14 protein-coding genes are annotated in these 22,129 nt (G+C 43.6%); 1 reads left to right on the top strand and 13 read right to left on the bottom strand.

From position 1 onward, the window contains the following. Positions 1-135: 135 nt before the first annotated feature. The 6 genes from DWW60_RS03085 to DWW60_RS03060 all read right to left on the bottom strand — a co-directional run bounded on the left by DWW60_RS03085 (position 136) and on the right by DWW60_RS03060 (position 12,070). Positions 136-5,436: a hypothetical protein gene (locus tag DWW60_RS03085; protein ID WP_117874354.1), complete on the bottom strand. Its 5,301-nt coding sequence runs from the start codon at positions 5,434-5,436 to the stop codon at positions 136-138. A gap of 153 nt (positions 5,437-5,589) precedes the next feature. After that, entirely contained in the window at positions 5,590-7,782 is a 2,193-nt protein-coding gene (locus tag DWW60_RS03080; RefSeq protein ID WP_055272034.1) for an alpha-galactosidase, read from the bottom strand. Between the two features lie 73 nt (positions 7,783-7,855). After that, positions 7,856-8,560 carry a hypothetical protein gene (locus tag DWW60_RS03075; RefSeq protein WP_117874353.1) on the bottom strand — a complete coding sequence of 235 codons (705 nt, stop codon included), beginning with the start codon at positions 8,558-8,560 and terminating at the stop codon, positions 7,856-7,858. A gap of 248 nt (positions 8,561-8,808) precedes the next feature. Beyond that, positions 8,809-9,651 carry a carbohydrate ABC transporter permease gene (locus tag DWW60_RS03070; RefSeq protein WP_004852646.1) on the bottom strand — a complete coding sequence of 281 codons (843 nt, stop codon included), beginning with the start codon at positions 9,649-9,651 and terminating at the stop codon, positions 8,809-8,811. Positions 9,652-9,666: 15 nt separating this feature from the next. Beyond that, the gene (locus DWW60_RS03065; protein ID WP_015534456.1) at positions 9,667-10,653 is read right to left on the bottom strand and encodes a carbohydrate ABC transporter permease; all 987 of its coding nucleotides are present in this window, start codon (positions 10,651-10,653) and stop codon (positions 9,667-9,669) included. A 115-nt stretch (positions 10,654-10,768) separates the two neighbouring features. Next, positions 10,769-12,070: an ABC transporter substrate-binding protein gene (locus DWW60_RS03060; protein WP_242859617.1), complete on the bottom strand. Its 1,302-nt coding sequence runs from the start codon at positions 12,068-12,070 to the stop codon at positions 10,769-10,771. A 351-nt stretch (positions 12,071-12,421) separates the two neighbouring features. On the opposite strand from DWW60_RS03060, the gene DWW60_RS03055 reads away from it, so the two are divergent. Further along, the gene (locus DWW60_RS03055; RefSeq protein WP_022217363.1) at positions 12,422-13,189 is read left to right on the top strand and encodes a YesL family protein; all 768 of its coding nucleotides are present in this window, start codon (positions 12,422-12,424) and stop codon (positions 13,187-13,189) included. Positions 13,190-13,284: 95 nt separating this feature from the next. Here DWW60_RS03055 and DWW60_RS03050 read toward each other — a convergent pair whose 3' ends face one another. From DWW60_RS03050 to DWW60_RS03020, 7 genes are all read right to left on the bottom strand, one after another. Continuing rightward, a complete protein-coding gene (locus tag DWW60_RS03050) occupies positions 13,285-14,208 on the bottom strand; it encodes an AraC family transcriptional regulator (RefSeq protein ID WP_015534454.1) in 924 nt (307 codons plus the stop codon). Between the two features lie 142 nt (positions 14,209-14,350). Then, positions 14,351-15,502, bottom strand: a complete 1,152-nt coding sequence (locus DWW60_RS03045) for a YIP1 family protein (protein ID WP_117874352.1) — start codon at positions 15,500-15,502, stop codon at positions 14,351-14,353. Between the two features lie 122 nt (positions 15,503-15,624). After that, positions 15,625-15,840 carry a hypothetical protein gene (locus DWW60_RS03040; RefSeq protein ID WP_015534452.1) on the bottom strand — a complete coding sequence of 72 codons (216 nt, stop codon included), beginning with the start codon at positions 15,838-15,840 and terminating at the stop codon, positions 15,625-15,627. Continuing rightward, entirely contained in the window at positions 15,828-17,234 is a 1,407-nt protein-coding gene (locus DWW60_RS03035) for a hypothetical protein (RefSeq protein ID WP_117874351.1), read from the bottom strand. The genes DWW60_RS03040 and DWW60_RS03035 overlap by 13 nt, the downstream gene beginning before the upstream one ends. A gap of 193 nt (positions 17,235-17,427) precedes the next feature. Next, on the bottom strand, positions 17,428-18,378 hold the full coding sequence (locus tag DWW60_RS03030) for a glycosyltransferase family 2 protein (RefSeq protein ID WP_055145910.1): 951 nt from the start codon (positions 18,376-18,378) through the stop codon (positions 17,428-17,430). Beyond that, positions 18,375-20,075 carry a hypothetical protein gene (locus DWW60_RS03025; RefSeq protein WP_117874350.1) on the bottom strand — a complete coding sequence of 567 codons (1,701 nt, stop codon included), beginning with the start codon at positions 20,073-20,075 and terminating at the stop codon, positions 18,375-18,377. Before DWW60_RS03025 ends, DWW60_RS03030 begins: the two co-directional genes overlap by 4 nt. A gap of 154 nt (positions 20,076-20,229) precedes the next feature. After that, positions 20,230-21,981, bottom strand: a complete 1,752-nt coding sequence (locus DWW60_RS03020) for a phospho-sugar mutase (RefSeq protein ID WP_117874349.1) — start codon at positions 21,979-21,981, stop codon at positions 20,230-20,232. Positions 21,982-22,129: the final 148 nt, after the last annotated feature.

Here is a 22,129-nt window from a genome sequence, read left to right as displayed (position 1 = left end):
TTTTTACACTTTATTACCTGTTTTCTTTCGCTATTATGTAATAAAAGGCGTTATGATGATGAACACACAGAATAAAAAACAATCCGCCACGGATACAGATTGTATCCATGGCGGATTCTTCTATTTCTTTTGATATTATCTCTTCTTTATTACAACCGATTTCTTTCCACTCCATGCGGAATAGTAAACCTTACCATCAATCTTCTTAAAGCTTCGTACTCTGACATAATATCTCTTGCCCTTAGTAAGTCGTTTGATGGTCTTACTTGTAACTGAACCTCCGTTTACATTGGCCGTCTTTGCAGATTTAAACGATGCATTGTCTGCATACTGTATCTGATATCCGGTGGCCTTGGCTGCCTTATTATATGTAACCTTGGCTGTTCCGGCAGATGCACTTGTGAATTTCTTCAGCTTCACGGCAGGTACATAACTTCCTGTCTTCTCGCCGCCAAATGCCGAATTGTATGTCACATCGCCAAATGTCTTATAAGTTCTTATCTTATATGTATACTTTACACCCACATTTTTAGCTGTGACGTCCACGAACGATGTTGTCTCCGGATTCTGAACAACACCTGCTATCGTATATGCTTTTCCATTTACTCCTCTGTAAACAACATATCCCGATGCCGCTTTATACTTCTTCCAGCTCAACTTTATTCCATTTGCTGTGTTGTCAATGGACTCAACTTTTCTCACACCCATCTTGATGTCAAATGTGAGTGTCTTCTCCCCTTCATAGTCACCCTTGAATTTGATGACAACTTTGGCCTTGCCGATATTCTTGTTATTTGAATATGAAACGCTGTAATTTCCTGCGGCAACCTTTCTGCCCTTTGAGTCTTTGACCTCTACCGCAGGCTTCTTAGCTGTACCATCATACTCAACAGCGCTGTATGCAAGCCTGATACTCTTTATCCTGTATATACTCTGAGTTTCCTTGCTGGCTGACTTGCAGTTTTTGCACAAATGCACCTTATATCCGTCACGGGTCTGTGATGCCTTTTTCTTAACCGTCCACACCGTCTGATAATCGTGAGGAACTGTGGTCTCATCGTCTATGATAGTATCCTTTTCTCCGCAGTTATTGTCACACTTTGCCGTCTTGGTTCCCTTCTGCGAACATGTGGCATTTCCATCTGACTCATACTTTGTGAAGCTGTGTCCTGTAGCAGGGATCACCTCGGTCTCATATATATCCTCATCCTCAATGTACCTTGTCTTCTCTCCGTTCTCAGTACATGTCGGAGTCTTGGTTATGATCCATCCCTCGTCATCTCCAGCCCCAAACTTCTGGGTCTTTGACTCAGCATATATCCACTCTGATGAACCCGTATTCTTATATCTGAGATCCAGGGTCACATCTGTGTATGTGTCATTTTCCACAACAGACATGATTCCCTGAATGATATTTCCATATGCATCAGTCCATCTTCCGCTGACAAATGGTGTCTTCTGGCTCTCATTATTTGCATATGTTATCTCTATATCTCCGGTTACACTGTATCCGTCCTCTGTCTTCTTCACCTTGCATCCTGATATGCTCACAGCGGAGATATCGTACTCGTTCTCTACCTCTGCCTCCACCTTCTCAGGAGTGATCGTCACGCTTCCTGTCTGCTGCGACGCAAGGCTGATCCTGAATGTATAACTGCGGTTCGCCTCAAATGTCCTGTCTATAATGAGTTGTCCGCCGTTCCGTGAGTATGTCTTTTCCAGAACCCCATCAGCATAGATTCTGGTGTATACTGTATTATCTCCGCAGTCCACCGTAAATCTGTACTCTCCGGTCTCCGTTGGGATAAATTCATACTCGATGCCCTCTCCGTCATAGCTTATATCCGCTGTTGTCTTCTGACCCGGTGTTATTTTTCCATTACCTGTCACATACGAATCGTGATATGTAAATGTTATCTGATCATCTTTCTCTCTCGCATAGAGTGCTATAATATAGCTTCCCTTTTTCAGAGAGAAAGCATCTCCACTGCTATATGTATCTGAAAAGCTGCCATCATCCTCAATGGTATATATACCCTTAAGCTCAAAGCCCTGTCTCTGAAGGGATACCACTCCATCTGACGCAATATCAAATCTGTACAGCTTTACATCCCCAGTGTTCTCAACACCTGAAAGCACCGCAGGCTCACCTGATATCAGGTACTCCAGCTCATCCACATTCAGATCCACGACATCAAATGATGCTCCCTGAACTTCACAATCGTCAGCCATTCCCCATATGTAAGGTATTATCTCATATGATCCGGTCTGTTCTGTTATCGTGTCGATGCTTAAATAGCTGCTCACCCTGCCGTTTTTCGTGATCGTATAGCTTGTATCATCGTCATCCGCATCAAATGTTCTGGTGCTTCCATCAGAATATGTGACAACGGTTTTTATGCTACCCTTAAGCTCATCAAATTCCCTCAGATATTCAGTCTTAGAAACGGTTGTGCTTACGCTTACAGCCTTGACGATCTCCTTCATTGTCACGCCGCATTTATTTACATTTTTTCCCGGATACACACATACATACAGATCCCCGCCTGCTGTGTCAAATCCCGCACTGCCAAATCCATCAGATGAATAAGCCACGTTGTTAGTCGTTATCTCTGTTCCATTTGCATCTAAAATCCTGATGCCATCGATCTTCTCATCAGCGGATACCACATACGAACCCGCCTGGGCACTTACCTTATATACATACATATATCTGTCGCCGGAAATATCCAGCGTCTTTGAGCCGTCCCATGTTCCAAGGCTCATGCTCTGTGCAGTCTTCACTGCAAATGGTATCTCAACCGTATCCATGCCATCCGCACCATCGATTGCAAGTTCAACCATGTATCTGCCTGTATCAACCCTGCTGCCAAGGCCTGCGATCTCGACATACTTTCCAGTTTTCTCGTTATATCTGTACCATGTACTCGTGATCAGCTCATTATCCTCGCTGTCACCGACACTGGCCTCTTTTACACTGCCATCATCATATACAAACTGAAGAGTCTCTCTATCCAGAAGGTTTTTGATACCTGATAATTTCATATCTGGAAGGAATTCATAGGTTCTGTTATCTCTCAGCTTCCATGAACTGATCTTTGAATTTGACAAAGTTTCTCCCCTTGTCACATTCATGCTCCAACTGGTCTGCGTATCTCCCCACTTGTCCTCTACTCCACCATCGAGACAGATATAGTATGTATTGCCGCTCTCAAGTGCAGCCTCGCCATCCGATACACTAAGTTTCTTCAGATCATACATTGTCTCATCGTCAGCGTCGATCTTGCTGTAGATCTCCATGCCACCCACTGGGGCAAATGTATACCTGGCGGATGTCGAAGGCTTAAACGTATAATATACACTGCCATTCTCCGACAGACTTACCTGGTTAGATCCCTCCGCAAGACTTCCGGCAGCAACATCCTCTATATCCTTTATCTCTATGTCATATGCATAAGAGTCCTCACTATACAGTGTGTATATCCTAATCTGTGCCGCTCCGACAGGGCACTCATTTTCCATATCTGTAACTATCTCAGCACGTACCTCGTCTCCTCTGGAGGTTTCCACACTGTCCGAATCGTCAAACACCAGCTCCTCTGTTTTTCCGTCAGCATACGAGATCTTTACTCTGGTTCCATCTACATAACTGCTGATATCCTTATCGTAGCTGCCCATTCTGATGAAATCTGTGTTCTCGGGAACAGCAATCATATCTGTCACTTTCGGAATAAAGCTCAGTCTCACATTTGTCTTGGAAGTAGATAACTCATTATACAGGCCTACGTAATAAGTGCTGCCTCCAGTAAGTTTTCCTGTAACCTCTACCGGGCCCTCATCACCGGACTCATATACACAATAAGGACTGTCGCTTTCTATTACCACACTTCCGTCAAATGGCATGACAAAACTGTAATAGGCCTTGTCATACTCATCCGTTCCGACACTCACATTGTTGTCACCTTCGGAGAGCTGTCCTGCGCTCAGCTTGTCTATGGACACTACCTTAAGCACTGCCGTGCCGAGCAGCTCCTGATCTTCCTCAGCCGCATTATATCCCACAGCTACTTTGTACTCGCCCTCTGAAAGATTTACACCTTTTTCATATTCGTACTCTTTCCAGTTATCATCAGATGACGAATAATATACTGTATATCTGTTTCCATTACTGTATCCACTTCCACCGGTCAGATCTATGCTTTCCGTGGACTTATCATTATACTTTATTGTACTGCTCGCACCATTCATGAAGCTTATCGGCGTTCCGGCTGCCCATTCGCTCTTTGCCAGCTTCAATGTCACCCCTGAAGGTGCCGCATACTCCTTCGCCTTGAGCCTGACCTCATTCAATGTTTCATTGTCATCATCCGTTGTTCCTGAAAGTCTGACATAATAGGTCTTTCCCTTGACAAATGAATACCTGTCATTATCGGTCTCAACCACCGCCATGTCCGAATCATATACATCTATAAATGCAGTTGATGATTTATCTACTTCAAACACAAAGTCAGCAGTTGCAGATGGTATAAATCTGTAATACTCGTAACCGTCCACCCTGGTATCATATGCGTAGGTATCCGTCTCACTGATATTCCTTTTTCCTACAAAATATTCAGCAGGAGTCTGCACCTTTGCAGTGTACGAATCGTATATCTTGGTCGACTGGTTCGGCTCACTATCCATTTTATCTGTAAGCTGAACAGTATACGTACCGGCCGGAAGTTTTTCCGCATCCGCATACGATACCATATCCCCTTCATCGCCCTCATAATAATAACTTCCCTTGGAATCCTTCACCCACAGACTGTATGTAACTCCATCTATCTTACAGTCTGAGCCGCTGATACCTGAACTGCGCACCTTTCCACCGGAATAGGTTACCGTTGCGTACGCCGATGTTATGGAGTCTGGTGTTCCCTCCAGTATCGTTGTATTATCCGGCACCATTTTTATTGCCGCCACATCCGGAAGCTTTCTCACGCTTATATTTGCACTTTCGGAAACTGTATAAGAACGGGCATACTTAGACCCAAGAATGTATTTCTCCCCCGCAGTGCACTTGTATACCAGCCTGCAGCATCCACTGCCATCCTTTTTACCTGTAGCAAGGCGCTTACTCTTACTGTTATACAAGGTCTCCTGAAGCATCAGCCGTGACTGGCTTCCCTGCAATATTATCTCATAATATCCTGTCTCATCCGTGACAAACGATATTTTACTCTCCTTGCCATTAACTATGTTCACAACTCCATAGTCACCCTCAAGCTCTGAAATATCCTCTGTAGCTGCTGATATCTCAGCTTCATTCATCTGTACGGCATACGCTGTCATATTTGACAGTAAAGTCTGTGCCTGTGCAGTCGTCATCGGTATATGAATGCACGACGACACCATGGCTACAGTTACAGCCGCAGCCATTATCCCCTTCAATTTCATATGTAACCTCCCTTTTTCTCCCATACATATTCAGCACATTTATGCCGAATATATAAGCACAAAAAATTACAGCCTCATATTATCATGAAGCTGTAATTTAATACAATATAATTAATATTTATGTATAAATAACACAATATCACTTATGCAATTTTACTTTCTAACCAGGTGGATCTGGTAAGCATTGTACTCGCCGAACTTGAGTGGTACAGGAAGTCCTATCTGTTCAAGTCCCTGTCCGCTGTACTCTGCTCCGGTCTCCTCGTCAACGTATGTGGCATCCACATCAAGTCCCTTTACTCTGACAAAAGGTACAGGGGCATTGCAGAAGCTCTCCACCGTCACGATATTGACAAGGGTCTCTGACTTGTCCCTTGCGACAAATGACCATGCAGCTACACCTTTGCTCTTATCCGCATCCGTCAGTCTGTAGTAAAGTCCATTATGAAGAAGATCCCAGTACTTCTTGTAGTTTTCTACCTGAGCCTTTACCTCTTCCTTCTCCTCATCGCTGACCTTGTTCAGATCAAGCTCGTAGCCAAAGCTTCCTGCCATGGCAACAACGGCTCTTGTATTGAATGGAGTTGTCCTGCCTGTCTGATGATTTGGAACCGCTGATACGTGTGAACCAACCACCGATATAGGATAGCCAAATGAAGTTCCATACTGTATGTCAAGTCTGCAGATGGCATCTGTGTCATCACTGCACCAGATCTGAGGTGTGTAATACATCATTCCGGCGTCAAATCTTCCGCCGCCGCCGCTGCAGCCCTCGATGAACATCTTTGGATATCTCGCCTGAAGCCTCTCCATAAAGTCATATACACCGAGTACATACTTGTAGAGGATAGTTCCATTGTTCTGGATTCCCTCAGTCATGGAGTATACATTTAAGATGCTTCTGTTCATATCCATCTTTATATAATCAACATCTATCTTGTCAAGCACCGCTGTCAGCTGATTAAATATACAGTTTACGACCTCTTTTCTTGAGAAGTCCAGATTGAGCTGGCTTCTTCCCATGACAGGCTTTCTTCCAGGGATCACAAATGCATAATCTGGATGCTCCTTGAAAAGCTCGCTCTTCTCGGATACCATCTCAGGCTCGATCCAGATACCGAACTTCATGCCGAGATCCTTAACCCTCTTGACAACATCAGCCATAGGGCCGCCCATCTTATCCTCATTTACAAACCAGTCGCCGAGACCTGACTTGTCGTCATTTCTCACACCGAACCAGCCGTCATCCAGAACCAGCATCTCAACGCCGAGCTCTGAAGCCTGCTTTGCTATGTTTACAATATCATCGCCATTGAAATCGAAGTATACTGCCTCCCAACTGTTGATGAGAATAGGTCTCCTCTTTGTCTTGTACTCGCCGCGGCAGATATTGTATCTCACAACGTCATGCATCTTATGTGACATGTCAGCAAATCCATCAGGTGAATAAACCATAACTACCTCAGGTGCCACAAACTCGCTCTCAGGATAGAGCACATACTCAAACATCTCATCCTGAACACCCATATTGAGTCTCACCTGATCTGTCTGATCCTTCTCAACCTCACAGTTGAAGCTTCCGCTGTAGAGAAGTGAGATTCCATAGCAGTCACCTGCATCCTCATTCGCATCCTTGCCTGCTATAACCACAAATGGGCTGTGCTGATGGCTTGATGTACCCCTTGTGCTTCCGATCTTCTTCACACCATGATTTATAGCTTCTCTCTCATACATGCGCTCCATAGCATGTCTTCCGTGGAAGTGGATGAGATCATAATCACCTGTCACAAAATCCAGGCTCACACTTGATGCCTTTGCCACAAATATATCCGCATCGCTTATATTTCTGATTATAGCTGATCTTGTGATCAGATCCTTATCCTCTATAATTCCATACAGAAGATCAACCTCCACTCCCACCTGAGGATCCTGAAGAACGATCTTAAGGGTCTCACCCTTCTCGCCGTCATTTGTGTAAGCAGCAGGAAGTCCCTTGAGACTATACTTACTGTCCATCACCTCATATGAAACATATCTGAGATCACATCCATGTATTCCCTCTATGTCCTTTATGTTGAATGCCGGAGTCCTGAAATCTCCGTTGCCGTAGCAGCTATATTCCAGTGGAATGTTGTCCAGAGAGAATTCTCTGTGCTCCTGTGCTTCATAAGGATTGCCTGAGAATCCTCTATCGTAATGAGTTATGACATATGACATATCCCCGTCCATTTTCTTGCCATAATACAGATGAGCCAGATACCCATAGTCGATCACCTTCATCTGATATGTAGTATTTTTGGTGTTCAATGTGAAAAGCTTTTTCTCTTCATTTATCAATATTGCCATGCCCAAGTCCTCCTTTTCGTGATCTCCAGTTTCTCTACAGCCAAATTTCATTTGACTGGTCTTTCCTCATAATTTATCTACAACCAGCTCCGCCGGATTGTATTCCAAGTTCCACCATGTAGTCCACAAATTTCTCCACATATCCATAATCCGCCGCATATGCTGACAATCCAATATATGCCTTGCCATCTGTGTACTCAGTAAGTCCTGCCGCCTTGTATCCTTCAGATACATCTATTCCGACAGGTATCTTCTTCCCCTCTTCATCCTCGTAATAAATTATCCTATCCTTATACTTATCATATATATCGCCGACCTTCTCATCCGACAGGTCTGCAAGTCTGCCGCTCTTCGCCAGACCTATGAGATTGTCATACTGGCACAAGACTGCCTGAGCAGTGTCCGCCTCAAGGTATGCCAGCACCTTCATATAGTAACTGTTCTTATAATCTGAGTTATTTGCCAGATTAAAAAATGCATTGTTGTCAAATGTAACCCTTCCCGGGAGATTTTCTTCCCCTACATACGACACAAATCCCTGTGTCAGCCTGCAGTCCTCTGAAACATCATCGTAGTTGTTCACAAGGACGACATCCAGTATCGGCTTGTCCTCCCTCGTTGCAAACACAACAGAGAAATACACTACAAGTCCCACGAGAACGACCGCACCGATTATCCAAAGCTTGTAATAATCCCAGATATATCCTATTTTTTTGCGGGTGGAGTCCATCTCTTTGATCTTCTGTTTTTCTTCTTCCGTGATTATCGGCTTTTTCATAGACGTCCTCCTTTTGTTTCGCACTTACGATATACTTTGGAGTGGACGCATGAGAGGCGCTCCGCGCGGCGTCCACGGCATCGTAAATACTTCGTATTTACGATATATTTTGGAACAGACGCATGAGAGGCGCTTCGCGCGGCGTCTGCAGCATCGCAAGTGCTTCGCACTTACGATATATTTCACAAGGGTGGCGTCAGTAACTGACGTCACCCTGTGGTCATATATAATATCTTCTTTAACTTTCTTTAGAGCTTTCCACCTGATGTTGCGATACCTTCTACGAACTGCTTCTGGAATATCAGGTATATAACGATCATTGGTATACATGATATAAGAGATGCAGCCATCAGCTGTGGATAATTGGACTGATACTGTCCCTGCATTGTTGCAAGAGCTGCTGAGAGCGGCATCTTGTTTGCACTGCTGTTTACAACCAGTGGCCACATCAGATCCTTGAATGCGAACACTGCTGTGAATATACCGAGGGCAACCATCGATGATCTTGCAAGCGGAGCCATGACAAACACGAATGTCTTTGGAATGTTACATCCGTCAAGTCTCGCTGCCTCCTCGAGATCTCCAGGAAGTCCCATGTAAGCCTGCTTGAGCAGGAAAGTACCGAACGCTGTTACAATTCCCGGGAATACCAGAGCAAACATTGTATTTGTCATGCCCATCTTACTGATCATCAGGAACTGTGGGATGATGAATATCTGTGAAGGAATCATCATCTGGAAAAGTATCAGGGAGAACATAAAGTCTCTGCCCTTGAACTTAAGTCTTGCAAATGCATATCCTGCGAGTGTTGCTGTGAGACATGCACACACAACTCTGAAGAATATGAGCAATAATGTGTTCTTGTAGAGAACAAGGAAGTTCATGTTATTCCAAACAGTAGTGAACGCGTCTGTACGCCACTGTGATGGGAATATTACGAATGGACTTACCGAAGTTGCCTCTGTTACTGTCTTAAATGCTGTGAGTGTCATCCATACAAATGGCACTATCATAATGATTGAGAATATGATCAGAATGAGGTGAATCAATAATCTCTGCATTCTTCTCTTAAACTGTACGCCTCTTGTCATATCGATTCCCCCTTCCTAGTTATAATGAACCCACTTCTTCTGACCGATCATCTGGAATACTGTAAGTACCATGATGACTGCGAGAAGAAGAACTACTATTGCTGATCCATAACCCTTGTTACCATTCTGGAATGAGTACTGGTAGAACAGATATACGATGGACTCTGTCTTCTTGAGAGCCGGATTGGAAATATCCATTACCATGTATACAAGGTCGAATACCTGAAGTGCTCCGATTACTCTTGTTACGAGTACGAAGAATACTGTAGGGGAGAGAAGTGGAAGAGTGATCTTGAAGAATGCTCTTACTCCTGATGCTCCGTCAATATCTGCTGCCTCGTAGTAATCCTTAGGTATCTCCTGAAGTCCTGCAAGGAACAGAACCATGTTGTAACCAATGATCGACCATACACCGATGATCGCAACTGAGATCCATGCGATCTTTGGATTGGATATCCACTCGATCTTTGTACCGAGGATGTGGTTTAACAGACCGAACTGTGAATTGTATAACCATCTCCATACCATGGCTACAGCTGCAGGTGCAACTACCATTGGCAGGAAGAATATTGCTCTGTATATTGTTCTTCCGTGCATCTTGCGATTCAGGAATACCGCAAGTATAAGTGCGATGGCGATTGAGAATGGAACCTCAATGATCGCATACTTGAATGTATTGAGAAGTGACTGCCATACCTCAGGGTCAGCAAACATCTTCTTGTAATTTGCAAATCCTGCAAATGATGAATCTCCGAATGAACCGACCTTGCAGAATGACTGATATATTGTCTGTACTATAGGCCATAAGTTAAGTACGATGATTCCTATCATTGTTGGGAGGATGAATGCCCAGCCCCATTTGCGCTGGTTTCTTTCCCATGTTGTTGACTTCTTTTTCTTGAACTCTTTATCTTCTGCTGCTGCCGGCTTAACTGTCTGTGTCTCTGTAGCCTGAATTATCTCAGCCGCTTTTTCTTCAACTTTCTTGTTGTTATCTGACATAAAATCCCTCCTCTTATCATTTATACTGTAATTAACACCCCATTGTTTCTGGTAAGCAATGGGCAGGACCTTCATCCTACCCACTGTTATGTTATCTTATAAATGCTCTGTAGGATTACTTGTCTTCCTCATCGATGTACTGGTTCATCTGAACTGCGAAGTCCTTACATGACTGCTCCATCTTTGATGGATCTGCCCATGCATCTGCGAAGAATGTCTGTGCTGCCTGTGACCATACTGTTGAATTGTATGTGTAAGGTCTGAGCACGAGCTCATTTGTAACACCTGAAACTGTTGAATCCTTTGTGATATCAAGGTAAGCGTTGAGGTTGAACTTGTCTGTGCAGTTAACCCACTTATCTGATGTGTTGTTGTAAGCTGACATTGTTACACCGAGCTCAGCCTGCTTCTCCTGCATTTCCTTTGAACCTAACCACTCGATAAGCTTCCAACAGTCATCTGGTCTCTTTGTGTCTGCTGATGCAGCCCATCCAAGTCCGTTACAGATAGAAGTTCTCATACCTGTTGTCTTGTCGTATGGAAGAATTGCTACGTCACAGTTCTCAACGAGATACTCGTTGTCAAGGAATCCTGCTGTCATCCATGAACCCTGTGTGATCATTGCTACTGTACCTGACTGGAACATAACGTCTGTACCTGTCTCTGACATTGTTGTTGCCGGTGGGCAGCAATCCTTGAGGAGCTTTCCTACATAATCCATAGCCTTGATAGTGTTGGCATCGTCATATCCTGACTTTGTGTGATCGTCATTTACGATGTAACCGCCCATTGAGTAAACCATGTTGTAGTATGTGTCCTGATCGTTTGATGTGTTCATACAGAAACCGTACTGATCGCCATTAGTAAGCTTCTTAGCTGCATCATAGAGGTCATCCCATGTCCATGTCTCATCTGGATAAGAAAGTCCTGCATCATCAAACATCTTCTTGTTGTACCAGAGAGCGATTGTATCGTAATCCTTTGGTACTGCGTAATATGAGCCATCATATGTGTAGAGCTCTGTGATCTCTGACATGTAGTTGCTCATATCAACCTTATCGCTCTTCTCAATGTAGTCATCGAGCTTTAAGAGCTTGTTGTTCTTCATGTACATCTGTGAGTTGTTGGAGTGCATCCAGAATACATCCGGCATATCTCCACCTGATGCTCCAGCCTCAAGAAGTGTCCAGTATGAATCCCACTCCTTAACCTGTACATCAACCTTGATTCCTGTCTCTTCTGTGAAGAGATCACATATCTGCTGCAGACCCTTCTGCTGATTGTTATCCCAGATAACCACCTCAAGTGCATCCTTACTGCTACCCTTGCTTCCATCACCGCCGCCACATGCGCACAGTGAAAATGCTGTTGCTGCTGCAAGCCCTACTGCTACAGCTTTCTTCATTGTTCTTCTCATAAAACCTTCCTCCTTTTTACATCACCGGCAGGATTTACGACACCCACATTCTCTTTCATACCCTGAATTCTGCGTCCTGTTCTGCCGGTTCGCCTTACGGCGTTCTGTGTGCTTTCTATGATTGAATTATAAAATTTTGGTGAAGATTTTTACATGGAAAAATGTCAAAATATCATGGGGTTTTGTCACAAATGTATATTTTTAAGTAGTTAAGTTCGCTGTTTTTGTGCTATTTTATGGTATAATGTAGAATACATATGGTAAATTGTAAAATTCGCTATATATTGGCATACCTTTTTGTGCTATAGTTAAACAAACGATATTATCACTTTTTACATCAGGAGGAATTTTATGAACATTTTCAGCAGTGACGGCTGGTTTTCCAGATTTTTTGGAACGCTCGGCGATATTATAATAGTGAACATTCTATTTATATTGTGTAGTATTCCCATAGTCACCATGGGAGCTTCCATGAGTGCAATGTATTTCACTCTGTTAAAGAAGCAGAGGACAGGCGAAAATGGAGGTGTAGTGAAATTATTCTTCAAAGGCTTCAAGGATAATTTCAAACAGTCAACGATTTCATGGCTGCTATTCCTTCTTATATCATTTATATTCACTCTGGATTTCAACCTTTTTGGCAAGGGTGGTCCACAGGAGAACAAGCTCATGTACTACACCAGTGTCGTGCTTATGATATTGACATGCTTCATCGCAATTTACCTGTTCCCTGTCATAAGTGCCTTTAAGAACACATTGAAGAACCTTCTCTTGCAGTCCATTTACCTGGCAGCCAAGAACTTCATATTTACAATAGTGATCATGGTTCTCTACACTCTGCCTGCATATGTTCTGCTATCCAGCACTCAGGTATTCATGGTAGGTATATTCGTGTTCATAGTATGTGGCTTTGGCCTTATAGCATATGTATCATCATTCATGTTTTTGAAGGCATTCACCCCATATCTGGATGAGGTCACAAAGAAGTACACGGACGACGATCCTGCTTCATGGATGCACAGCGATGACCAGACATCTGAATCAGATGAGGATAATCCTGAATCCACAAAGGTGACCAAGAAGCTTATCGTTGACAATTCATATCATGGCAGACAGTAGTTTTTACCGTATATCGTAAATACAGCAAAGGCGGATGTGCGACAAATCGCACACCCGCCTTTTGCTTAATTCAAATTTTTTGATTCAATTATATCTTACAGCTTCGAAGCCTCATGTCCAAACTTGGCATCATTCGTCTCAAGCTCAACCTCAAGATTCCTGAATGACTTAGGACTCATTCCAAACTTCTGCTTGAATGCTTTGGAGAAAGAAAGAGAATCCTCATAACCACACTGATATGCGATTATATTGATCTGTTCCTTTGATGACCGGAGAAGACTTGCAGCTTTCTCCAATCTGAAGTTGATAAGATACTCCTGAGGAGATACACCCATCTCCTTCTTGAAGCTTCCTGTCAGATGACTTCTGCTGATTCCTATGAAATCCGCAATGTCATCGATCTTGATCTTGTTCATGTACTTCTCTGTTATGAAGTCGACAGCAGCCTTTACATATATCTTACTTGGATACTCAATGTTATCAGATTCCTGCGCATCGGAGGCATTATCCTCCATAATGGTTGCGAAGAGAAGCATCAGTGCACTCATTCTCTTCACCTCGTTTATACGTGTGATCTGGGAATATTCGAGCATCTTGTTGATACATTCTGCACACGTATCCATCTGCTCTATCTTGATGATAGGTGAGCCCTTTACATACCCCATCGCCTCAATAAAATCTTCAGCTCTGTAGCCATGAAATCCAACCCACATGTAGCTCCATGGATCATCATCGTCAGCCCTGTAAGTAGTCTCCTCACCAGGTCTGATGATAAACGCCTGTCCAGGTCCCAGTTCATAAGTCTTCCCCGCAATTGTAAATGTACCCTTGCCCTTCTTTACCATATGGATAACATATGATTCTCTGACGTATGGACCAAACTTCCAGCCTTTTATACAATCCTCTCTGCCACAATAGTCCAGACTGATTGCGGTACCCCACATATAGGAGTTCGACAACTGTAGATCTTCCAGACAAGCAAAACCAACACTGTCAGTTAAACCAACCTTTCTTACCATAACCCGTCCTTTCCTTTACCATATCTTTGCCACCCTTTTATATAAGTTAACACCAAAAACACCTTTATATTTTAACAAAAGCAGACAAACCTGTCAATTTTCAGATCTGTCTGCTTCCCGTAAAATATTTATAAATTATGTCTTACCAGTGACGGTAACCAAATACTGTTGCAGCGTTCTTGAAGTAGCTGAGTACCTGCTCTGCACATGTTGCGCTGTCACTGAATATCTTTTCTGCGATGTTATCTATAACAGTGATGAGGAATACTGAGATAACTATAGCAGCGATAACTGCAAATATCTTTGAGTTGTCATTTGTCTCAAGGTTATCGAATAACGCATGAGCTGCGATCACGATTCCGCAAAGGCTTATTCCGAGGAAGAGTATGTATCCAAAGCCTCCGATGATTCCGCTGAGGAAATCAACCTTGTGGAAGAGTGCTGAGATGATCTCAAATATGATTCCTGCAACCATTGCTATTGCCTCATAAAGTGCAAATACACCAACGGCGTTAAGTGCTTTTCCAAATGTGATTCCACCCTTGAATATAATTCCTCCGGCGATAAATACCGCTGCTGTCATGATGACTGCTGCGATTATAGTGAAGAAGAACATGTAGAATCCCTTTGCTATTGAATCGCCAAAGTCAAATCCCATTATGAGGAATCCGACAGTTACAAATATAAGTGAGAGGATGGCATTTACTCCTGCAAGTATTCCGCCAGGAACCATGTTGTCACTCTGAACCATCTCACCCGCTGTATCTGCAGGGCTCTTGAAAAGACCTATCACATTCTTGAGAAGATCATTTATCATATTGCCCACTGCTGATGGCTTCTTCGGCTGTGGCTGTGCATAGCCCTGCTGGCCGTACATCTGCTGGTTCATCTGTGGCTGGCCGTAGCCCTGCTGACCATACATCTGCTGGTTCATCTGCTGACCGTAGCCCTGCTGATTGTATGCTCCCTGGTTCATCTGCTGGCCATAACCCTGCTGATTATACATCTGCTGGTTCATCTGCTGACCGTAGCCCTGCTGGTTGTATGCACCCTGCTGGTTCATCTGCTGGCCGTAACCCTGTTGATTGTATGCACCCTGCTGGTTCATCTGCTGGCCATAGCCTTGCTGATTGTACACTCCCTGCTGACTCATCTGCGGCTGGCTGTAAGCCGCTGCCTGCTGATCTGCCTGTGGCTGGCTGTTCTCCGCCGCCTGCTGATTTGTCTGTGCCTGATCTGCCACCTGCTGTTCTCCCTGTGGCTGACCAAAATGCTGATCCTGATTCTCGTTCATTCCTGTTACCTCCAATTCCTTTCCCTGTGTGAAAATATATCAAAAATATGATACCAAATCCCCCTGGTTTTGTCATCATATCATTGCTCTATAAACTTCTGTGCGATATCGAAGGATCTGACTCAATCCTTATAATATCCATCGAAATAGTTAATCGGGCTGTGGCTGTCATACTTTGCATGATACACAAATGTAGTATAATCAACGTATTCCGCTTTCTTCTCCTCATTCTGTCCAATATTGTTGGATCTTACAAGAGCAGAAATCACTATGGATACCGTTAAGCATATCCCGCACACGATACCTATTGCAACATACAAAAATACTATCGAACCCATGTCTTATCCTGCCTTTCCTTAACGTATTCTATAGTGCCATAGCTTCTGAATCTGTGAATATCTATCCTTGATCTGTGAAGCTTGTTGATCGCACGCCAGAAGCTCACCAAACTATATATAACTCCAGCCACATACGCGGAAAATACCATAAAAGCTCCACTTGAATCACCCACACCTGCACTTATCCTATACAGATCCGTCATAAGTCCCCCAACAAATACAGATACATATGTACAAAGCACAACCATCACTGTCATAAGTATCGCTATGGATGCCCCAACCTTAAATCTGTTGGATGGGACATTTCCCACGACCTTGCCGGTCTGCCCATTCACCGCCACGGTATAGAGTATTCCCTGATAACGAAAAGTCATGAACCACGCTGGCAGCAATGCATACTCGATATCTGTCATCTTTATATCCGTTTTTTCCTCAGTAATCCGGGCGTTTTTCGGAACATCGCTCATCATCTCTTCCTTCACCGCATCATTGCTCTTTCTCTTTGCAACGGCTGCGATCTCGGCAGCTGGTACATCGTACCTGTCCGTGTAAAATCCGGACAGATATTCTGGAGAAAACGTCAAAGCCTTCTCTAAATCATAAGGCTCCAGTCTTGCCGAAATGTGATCATTCAATCTTCTTGTTGCATCACCAGGTACCCTTGGAACTGTACACTCACAATCTCTCATACAATTGTGTGTGACTGTTTTGTCTGCAGTTTTCTGTGCAACTGCTGCTATAGAACCAAAGCATTTTTCATAATTACTAACGCGCTCGCCTTTTTCATTCTCCTGAAATACATACTTGAGCTTTTTTCTAACATGATAAGATGCCAGCCAATATGGTATATATATTCCTCGTATCTTATCAATCTCAAATTTCTTTATCTCATCCGGAACAAACCACCCCTTACAGAACCTGTCACGTATAAGCTGTTCTGCTCTCTTCTGAGAAATTCCAAATGGAATAATAAGGTCCGGCTCCAGTTCATCCTTAACTCTGTCAACCAATATCATCGGCTGCCCGCAATACGCACAGAAACTGGAAGTTTCCGTGGATTTCACCATAAGTCTTGCACCACAGGATGTACATTCATATAGATTCATATCCATATACCTTGGTGATTCATCATCCTTTCCAATATTGATCTCATCCAATGTGTATATCGTATCCGTGGCATCAGTTATGTATCTTTTTATTCTGGCAATCTTCTGAATTGCCTTATAGCTTCTCTTATCTACAAGCTCTCCATCCTCATTCCTGGTCATGGCAGAGTTTTCTTCTCCTATGCCTCTGCTGATCACCGAATCACACTGCGTACACTGCAGCTGCCTCGTCTTAGGATTCAGTACCACAACACCGCCGCAGGATGGACATTTTACTGTAAGATTCATTGCATGTTACCCCCATGTCTACCAAACATAAGCCCCATTTGACTAAAACAGTATCATCTAAATTATAAGCTATCAAGTAGTCAAATTACAACTATATGTACCTGTAACGGATGTAAATATTACATAAAACGTCTTATCATCCAAATAAAGCTGTATCATAACCATTCCATCACAATACAACTTCATAATGTTATCAATTTATCTTATTCACGTCGTCTTTATTGGTGTCGGAAATTATATAATGTGGTCTTCCCTTGGTCTCCATATATGTCTTGGCGATATATTTACCCATTATTCCTATGCACAGGAACTGGAGTCCTGATATAAACAGTATGATGCACACAAGTGACGGCCATCCCGCAACAGGGTCTCCCCACACCAGCTTTCTTATGAAGAAGAACAGCATCATGACAAATGAGACAAATGTACAAAATATTCCAAATCCTGAAGCTATACTCATCGGCGCCTCGGAGAAGTTGATTATTCCGTCCAGTGCGTATTTGAAAAGCTTCCAGAAGTTCCACTTCGTCTCGCCCGCAACTCTCTCCACATTCTCGTATTCCAGCCATTTTGTCCTGAACCCGATCCAGCCAAATATTCCCTTGGAGAATCTGTTGTACTCGCACATCGACACGATGGCATCCTTCATCTCTGCCTTCATAAGCCTGAAATCCCTGGCGCCATCCACGACATCGGAGTCGGATATCTTGTTGATGATCTTGTAGAACATCCGCGCAAACCATGATCTTATCGGCGGCTCGCCCTTTCTGGTGACTCTTCTGGTCGCCACACTGTCATATTCTCCCTGCTCAAGTATACCGAGCATCTCCGGGAGCAGACTTGGCGGATCCTGCATGTCGGCATCCATCACCGCCACGTAATCCCCATCTGCATTGCAGAAGCCCGCATACATTGCAGCCTCCTTACCAAAGTTTCTGGAAAATGACAAATACTTGAAATAATCGTATTCCTCTGATATCTTTTTCATGGTCTCAAGAGTCTTATCCGACGAACCATCATTTACCATAAGAACCTCAAAATCATACTGTCTGAGTTCCTGTCTCACCTTGTCCAGCTCCCCTGCAAATATCGGAAGAGCCTGCTCTTCGTTATAGCATGGAATTATCAAACTAACTTTTTTCATTTTGTTTCACCTGCTTTAAATTTATAAATTCGTATTCCTGAAAATCTGTATTCTATAGATTTCTTTGTATACTTTGTTATCTCTGCTATTTTCTCAGTCATCTTGTGTATCTTTTTCTCTTCAAATTTTGGATCATTGATGACCGCCACATATATCTCATCGCCGCAGTCCTTCACCAGATCAGCGATGCTGTCTATATCATCCTCGTACACATACCGGCATCTTCCCATCTGGGAAAATACGTTCATTCCCGCGTACACGTTGTTCCATTTGCCATCTCCGTGACACAGTATGATACAGTCCTGTCCCTTCATCTCCTCCAAGGCTGTGCTCCAGTCGCTGTAGCCCATGTACTGCCAGTCTATACCCTTTACAGCTATACTGCCTGCACATAATGCCAGGCATATGACAGCGGTTACAACTGCACATCTCTTCCTGGTTATTACTGGAACCAGCTTCATCATACACCATATCATAAACACAGCCACTATAGGAAGTGCCGAGTAAATATATCTTGCATTTACAAGCTCGGACCCCTGTATTCCCACAAATGCAAGAACGGCGTCAGCCACGATAACCCCCGCCAATAACAGTGAGCGTGACTCTATCCTTCCTGTTCTGTCCGCATCTATATCTCTCCTGTGTATACATACTCTGTAGGATAATCCATCATTTTCCCTGACCAAGGATATCTTTATATCCACAAATGAAAGCACTATCCTTGCCACGATGAGCACCAGTGCCACAAGCACGATCAGCGGAAGCAGTCCTGCAAAATACGACCTGTTTATATAACTGATATAATATAAGAATTTGTGACCGGAAAGTCCTATCAGATTATCGGTAGCATAGCTTCCCCTGTAACCAAATATGTGCTTTATCGTCGCGGGAAATACCGCTATTGCCGCACCAAATCCAGCAACAAGACTAAAGCCATACGCAAACATCTGCTTTACCTTTCGCATATACAACAGGTATATACATACACACAATCCAAGTCCGGCAACATAGAAGTAGAAATAATAGTGTGTGAGTCCGCCGAACATGACCGCCAGTGCCAGCAATATAAAATACGGCACGGTCATCTTCTTTTTATGTCTCAGTATATATACATGAACCGCCGTCAGCAGCAATACATTCAAGGTCTGAAGAAGATACATCCGTATGAGCATACAGTTGCTTATGCCCACCGATGATACGCCCCACAGAGCTGCCGCCATCAGTCCATACCATCTGTTTCCAAGCAGATATGCCGCCACATACAACAGAAGAATATCCACAAATATCAGGAGTATGAGGTTGAGCACTATTCCCGGAACTGCACTGTATCCCGCTCCTTTGAAAAAGTAGCACACCGTATGCAGCAGCATATAATATACCGGCGGGTGGACATCATTTTCCTGATTTCTGTATGCCGCACTGTAGTTGAATGAATCATCGTTATAATTCATATAGTTCTCAAAATATGACCCCGTCACCCACTCATCAAGTGGCGTGTTGTCCTCTCCCGGATGGAGAAAAGTCTTGTCCGTGGAGTTTGCAAGGCCATAGCTGTACACCTCATCGCAAAACAGATACTGTCTCTTAAGCCCGTAGTGGATGCACAGTCCATACTGCAGTAACACCAGCACTATGCATGCGATCCAGAAATACCGATTTGTCCTGATTTCTTTATTTTTCTTTACACTCTCTGTCATAATCTATTCTCCCACTGTCTTTGCCCATATAATAAGAGCAGTTTACCTCCTTTGTATACTTAATTTATTTTAAAATAAAAAACGGACTGCTACATTGTGACCGTATATTATATGTCACTGTAACAATCCGTTTGTTTATGATTATTTTTCTTTATTACTTTTCAAGTATATCGTAGATAAGATCCATGACCTTGTCACCAAATGCTGCTGACTCCTTCTGTGCCTCATCGTATGATGAACCCTTGATTCCGTAGTAGAACTTGATCTTTGGCTCAGTTCCTGAAGGTCTTACCGCAAGCCATGCATCGTTCTCAAGCTCGTAGTAGAGTACATTGGCATTCGGGAATCCGGTAGGCTTAACCTCACCTGTCTCGATATTCCTTATATACTCAAGACGATAATCACGTACCACTCTGGTCTTGTATCCTGCTACTTCCTCAGGTACATTTGCACGGAGGATATTCATGATGTGTCCGATCTTCTTTGATCCCTCAACACCCTTGAGTGTTACGGTCTTGATATCATCTACATAATATCCGTACTTCTCGTACATATCCATCATCGCATCCCAGAGAGTCTTGCCCTGACCTCTGTAGTAAGCTGCTGCCTCACAGAGAGCCATAGTTGCAACAACGGCATCCTTGTCTCTTGCGTGGGTTCCGATCAGGCATCCGTAGCTCTCCTCGAATCCGAAGAGGTATGTTCCCTTGCCTGTCTGCTCAAATCTGAGGATCTCACGGCCAATGTTCTTGAAACCTGTGAAACACTCGATGAGATCTGTTCCATAATACTTTGCTATAGCATCTACCATGTTGGTAGTAACGATAGTCTTGATGATTGCTCCGTCTGCTGGAAGGCTGCCATTCTTCTCCTTCATCTGGCTTACCTCATACTCGCAGAGTAAGCTTCCTGACATGTTACCTGTGAATACCTTGTACTCACCTGTCTTGGAATCCTTGGCATAGCATCCGAGTCTGTCGGCATCAGGGTCTGTTGCCAGAACGAGATCTGCATCGACCTCCTTTGCCAGCTTGAGTGCCAGTGCAAATGCTTCCTTTGCCTCTGGGTTTGGATACTCAACTGTTGGGAAATCTCCATCCGGAAGCTCCTGCTCAGGAACCACGTACACATTCTCAAATCCGATCTCCTTGAGAATCCTTCTTACAGGGATGTTGCCTGTTCCGTGAAGTGGTGTGTACACTATCTTGAGATCCTTACCATACTTGTCAATTGCATCCTGATTGAGAATGAGCTTCTTGAGCTCGCCCATGTATGCGTCATCAACCTCTGAACCGATAGTTACAAGAAGCCCCTTCTTCTTTGCCTCTACCATGTCCATGGTCTTTGTATCTGCGAAATCTGTGATGGCCTTTACCTCGGCCATGATTCCCTGGTCATGAGGTGGTGTGATCTGTGCGCCATCCTCCCAGTATACCTTATATCCATTGTACTCTGGTGGGTTGTGTGATGCTGTTACATTGATACCAGCTACACAGTCCAGATATCTCACTGCAAATGAAAGCTCAGGTGTCGGTCTAAGTGACTCGAATCTGTAAGCCTTTATGCCATTTGCTGCCAGGCAGAGAGCTGCCTCCATAGAGAACTCAGGTGACATTCTTCTTGAATCATAAGCTATTGCCACACCTTTGTCCTGCTTGCCCGCCTTGATGATGTAGTTTGCAAGTCCCTGTGTAGCCTTGCGCACTACATATATGTTCATTCTGTTAGTACCAGCTCCGATGATGCCTCGAAGTCCGGCTGTTCCAAATACAAGATCACAATAGAATCTTTCTTCTATCTCTTTCTCGTCATCCTTGATCGCTAAGAGCTCATCCTTGGTTTCCTGACCAAACAAAGGATTGTTCACCCACTGCTCATACACGTCCTTGTAATTATAATCGCTCATCATTTTGCCTCCTGTGAAATCTATTGCTTTATGTTACCCATAGAGCATCCTACAAATGGAAAACACACACACGAAAAAACCATCTGTAAAATACATCACAATTCAGTATCACGTGTCTAACTCAATTATTATCCACGCCCCAACATTA

It is taken from the genome of Coprococcus sp. AF16-22, assembly GCF_003461545.1.
Lineage (GTDB): Bacteria > Bacillota > Clostridia > Lachnospirales > Lachnospiraceae > Coprococcus > Coprococcus aceti.
Note: the sequence above shows the minus strand (reverse complement) of the source record. Positions and strands in the feature narration are given on the sequence as shown.

What these genes read in the sequence shown, in the direction of transcription:
- DWW60_RS03065 (WP_015534456.1), bottom strand. Translation starts at nt 10,653, where the DNA reads ATGTCAGATAACAACAAGAAAGTTGAAGAAAAAGCGGCTGAGATAATT.
- DWW60_RS03035 (WP_117874351.1), bottom strand. Translation starts at nt 17,234, where the DNA reads ATGAATCTTACAGTAAAATGTCCATCCTGCGGCGGTGTTGTGGTACTG.
- DWW60_RS03075 (WP_117874353.1), bottom strand. Translation starts at nt 8,560, where the DNA reads ATGAAAAAGCCGATAATCACGGAAGAAGAAAAACAGAAGATCAAAGAG.
- DWW60_RS03045 (WP_117874352.1), bottom strand. Translation starts at nt 15,502, where the DNA reads ATGAACGAGAATCAGGATCAGCATTTTGGTCAGCCACAGGGAGAACAG.
- DWW60_RS03085 (WP_117874354.1), bottom strand. Translation starts at nt 5,436, where the DNA reads ATGAAATTGAAGGGGATAATGGCTGCGGCTGTAACTGTAGCCATGGTG.
- DWW60_RS03040 (WP_015534452.1), bottom strand. Translation starts at nt 15,840, where the DNA reads ATGGGTTCGATAGTATTTTTGTATGTTGCAATAGGTATCGTGTGCGGG.
- DWW60_RS03030 (WP_055145910.1), bottom strand. Translation starts at nt 18,378, where the DNA reads ATGAAAAAAGTTAGTTTGATAATTCCATGCTATAACGAAGAGCAGGCT.
- DWW60_RS03070 (WP_004852646.1), bottom strand. Translation starts at nt 9,651, where the DNA reads ATGACAAGAGGCGTACAGTTTAAGAGAAGAATGCAGAGATTATTGATT.
- DWW60_RS03050 (WP_015534454.1), bottom strand. Translation starts at nt 14,208, where the DNA reads ATGGTAAGAAAGGTTGGTTTAACTGACAGTGTTGGTTTTGCTTGTCTG.
- DWW60_RS03020 (WP_117874349.1), bottom strand. Translation starts at nt 21,981, where the DNA reads ATGAGCGATTATAATTACAAGGACGTGTATGAGCAGTGGGTGAACAAT.
- DWW60_RS03025 (WP_117874350.1), bottom strand. Translation starts at nt 20,075, where the DNA reads ATGACAGAGAGTGTAAAGAAAAATAAAGAAATCAGGACAAATCGGTAT.
- DWW60_RS03080 (WP_055272034.1), bottom strand. Translation starts at nt 7,782, where the DNA reads ATGGCAATATTGATAAATGAAGAGAAAAAGCTTTTCACATTGAACACC.
- DWW60_RS03060 (WP_242859617.1), bottom strand. Translation starts at nt 12,070, where the DNA reads ATGAGAAGAACAATGAAGAAAGCTGTAGCAGTAGGGCTTGCAGCAGCA.
- DWW60_RS03055 (WP_022217363.1), top strand. Translation starts at nt 12,422, where the DNA reads ATGAACATTTTCAGCAGTGACGGCTGGTTTTCCAGATTTTTTGGAACG.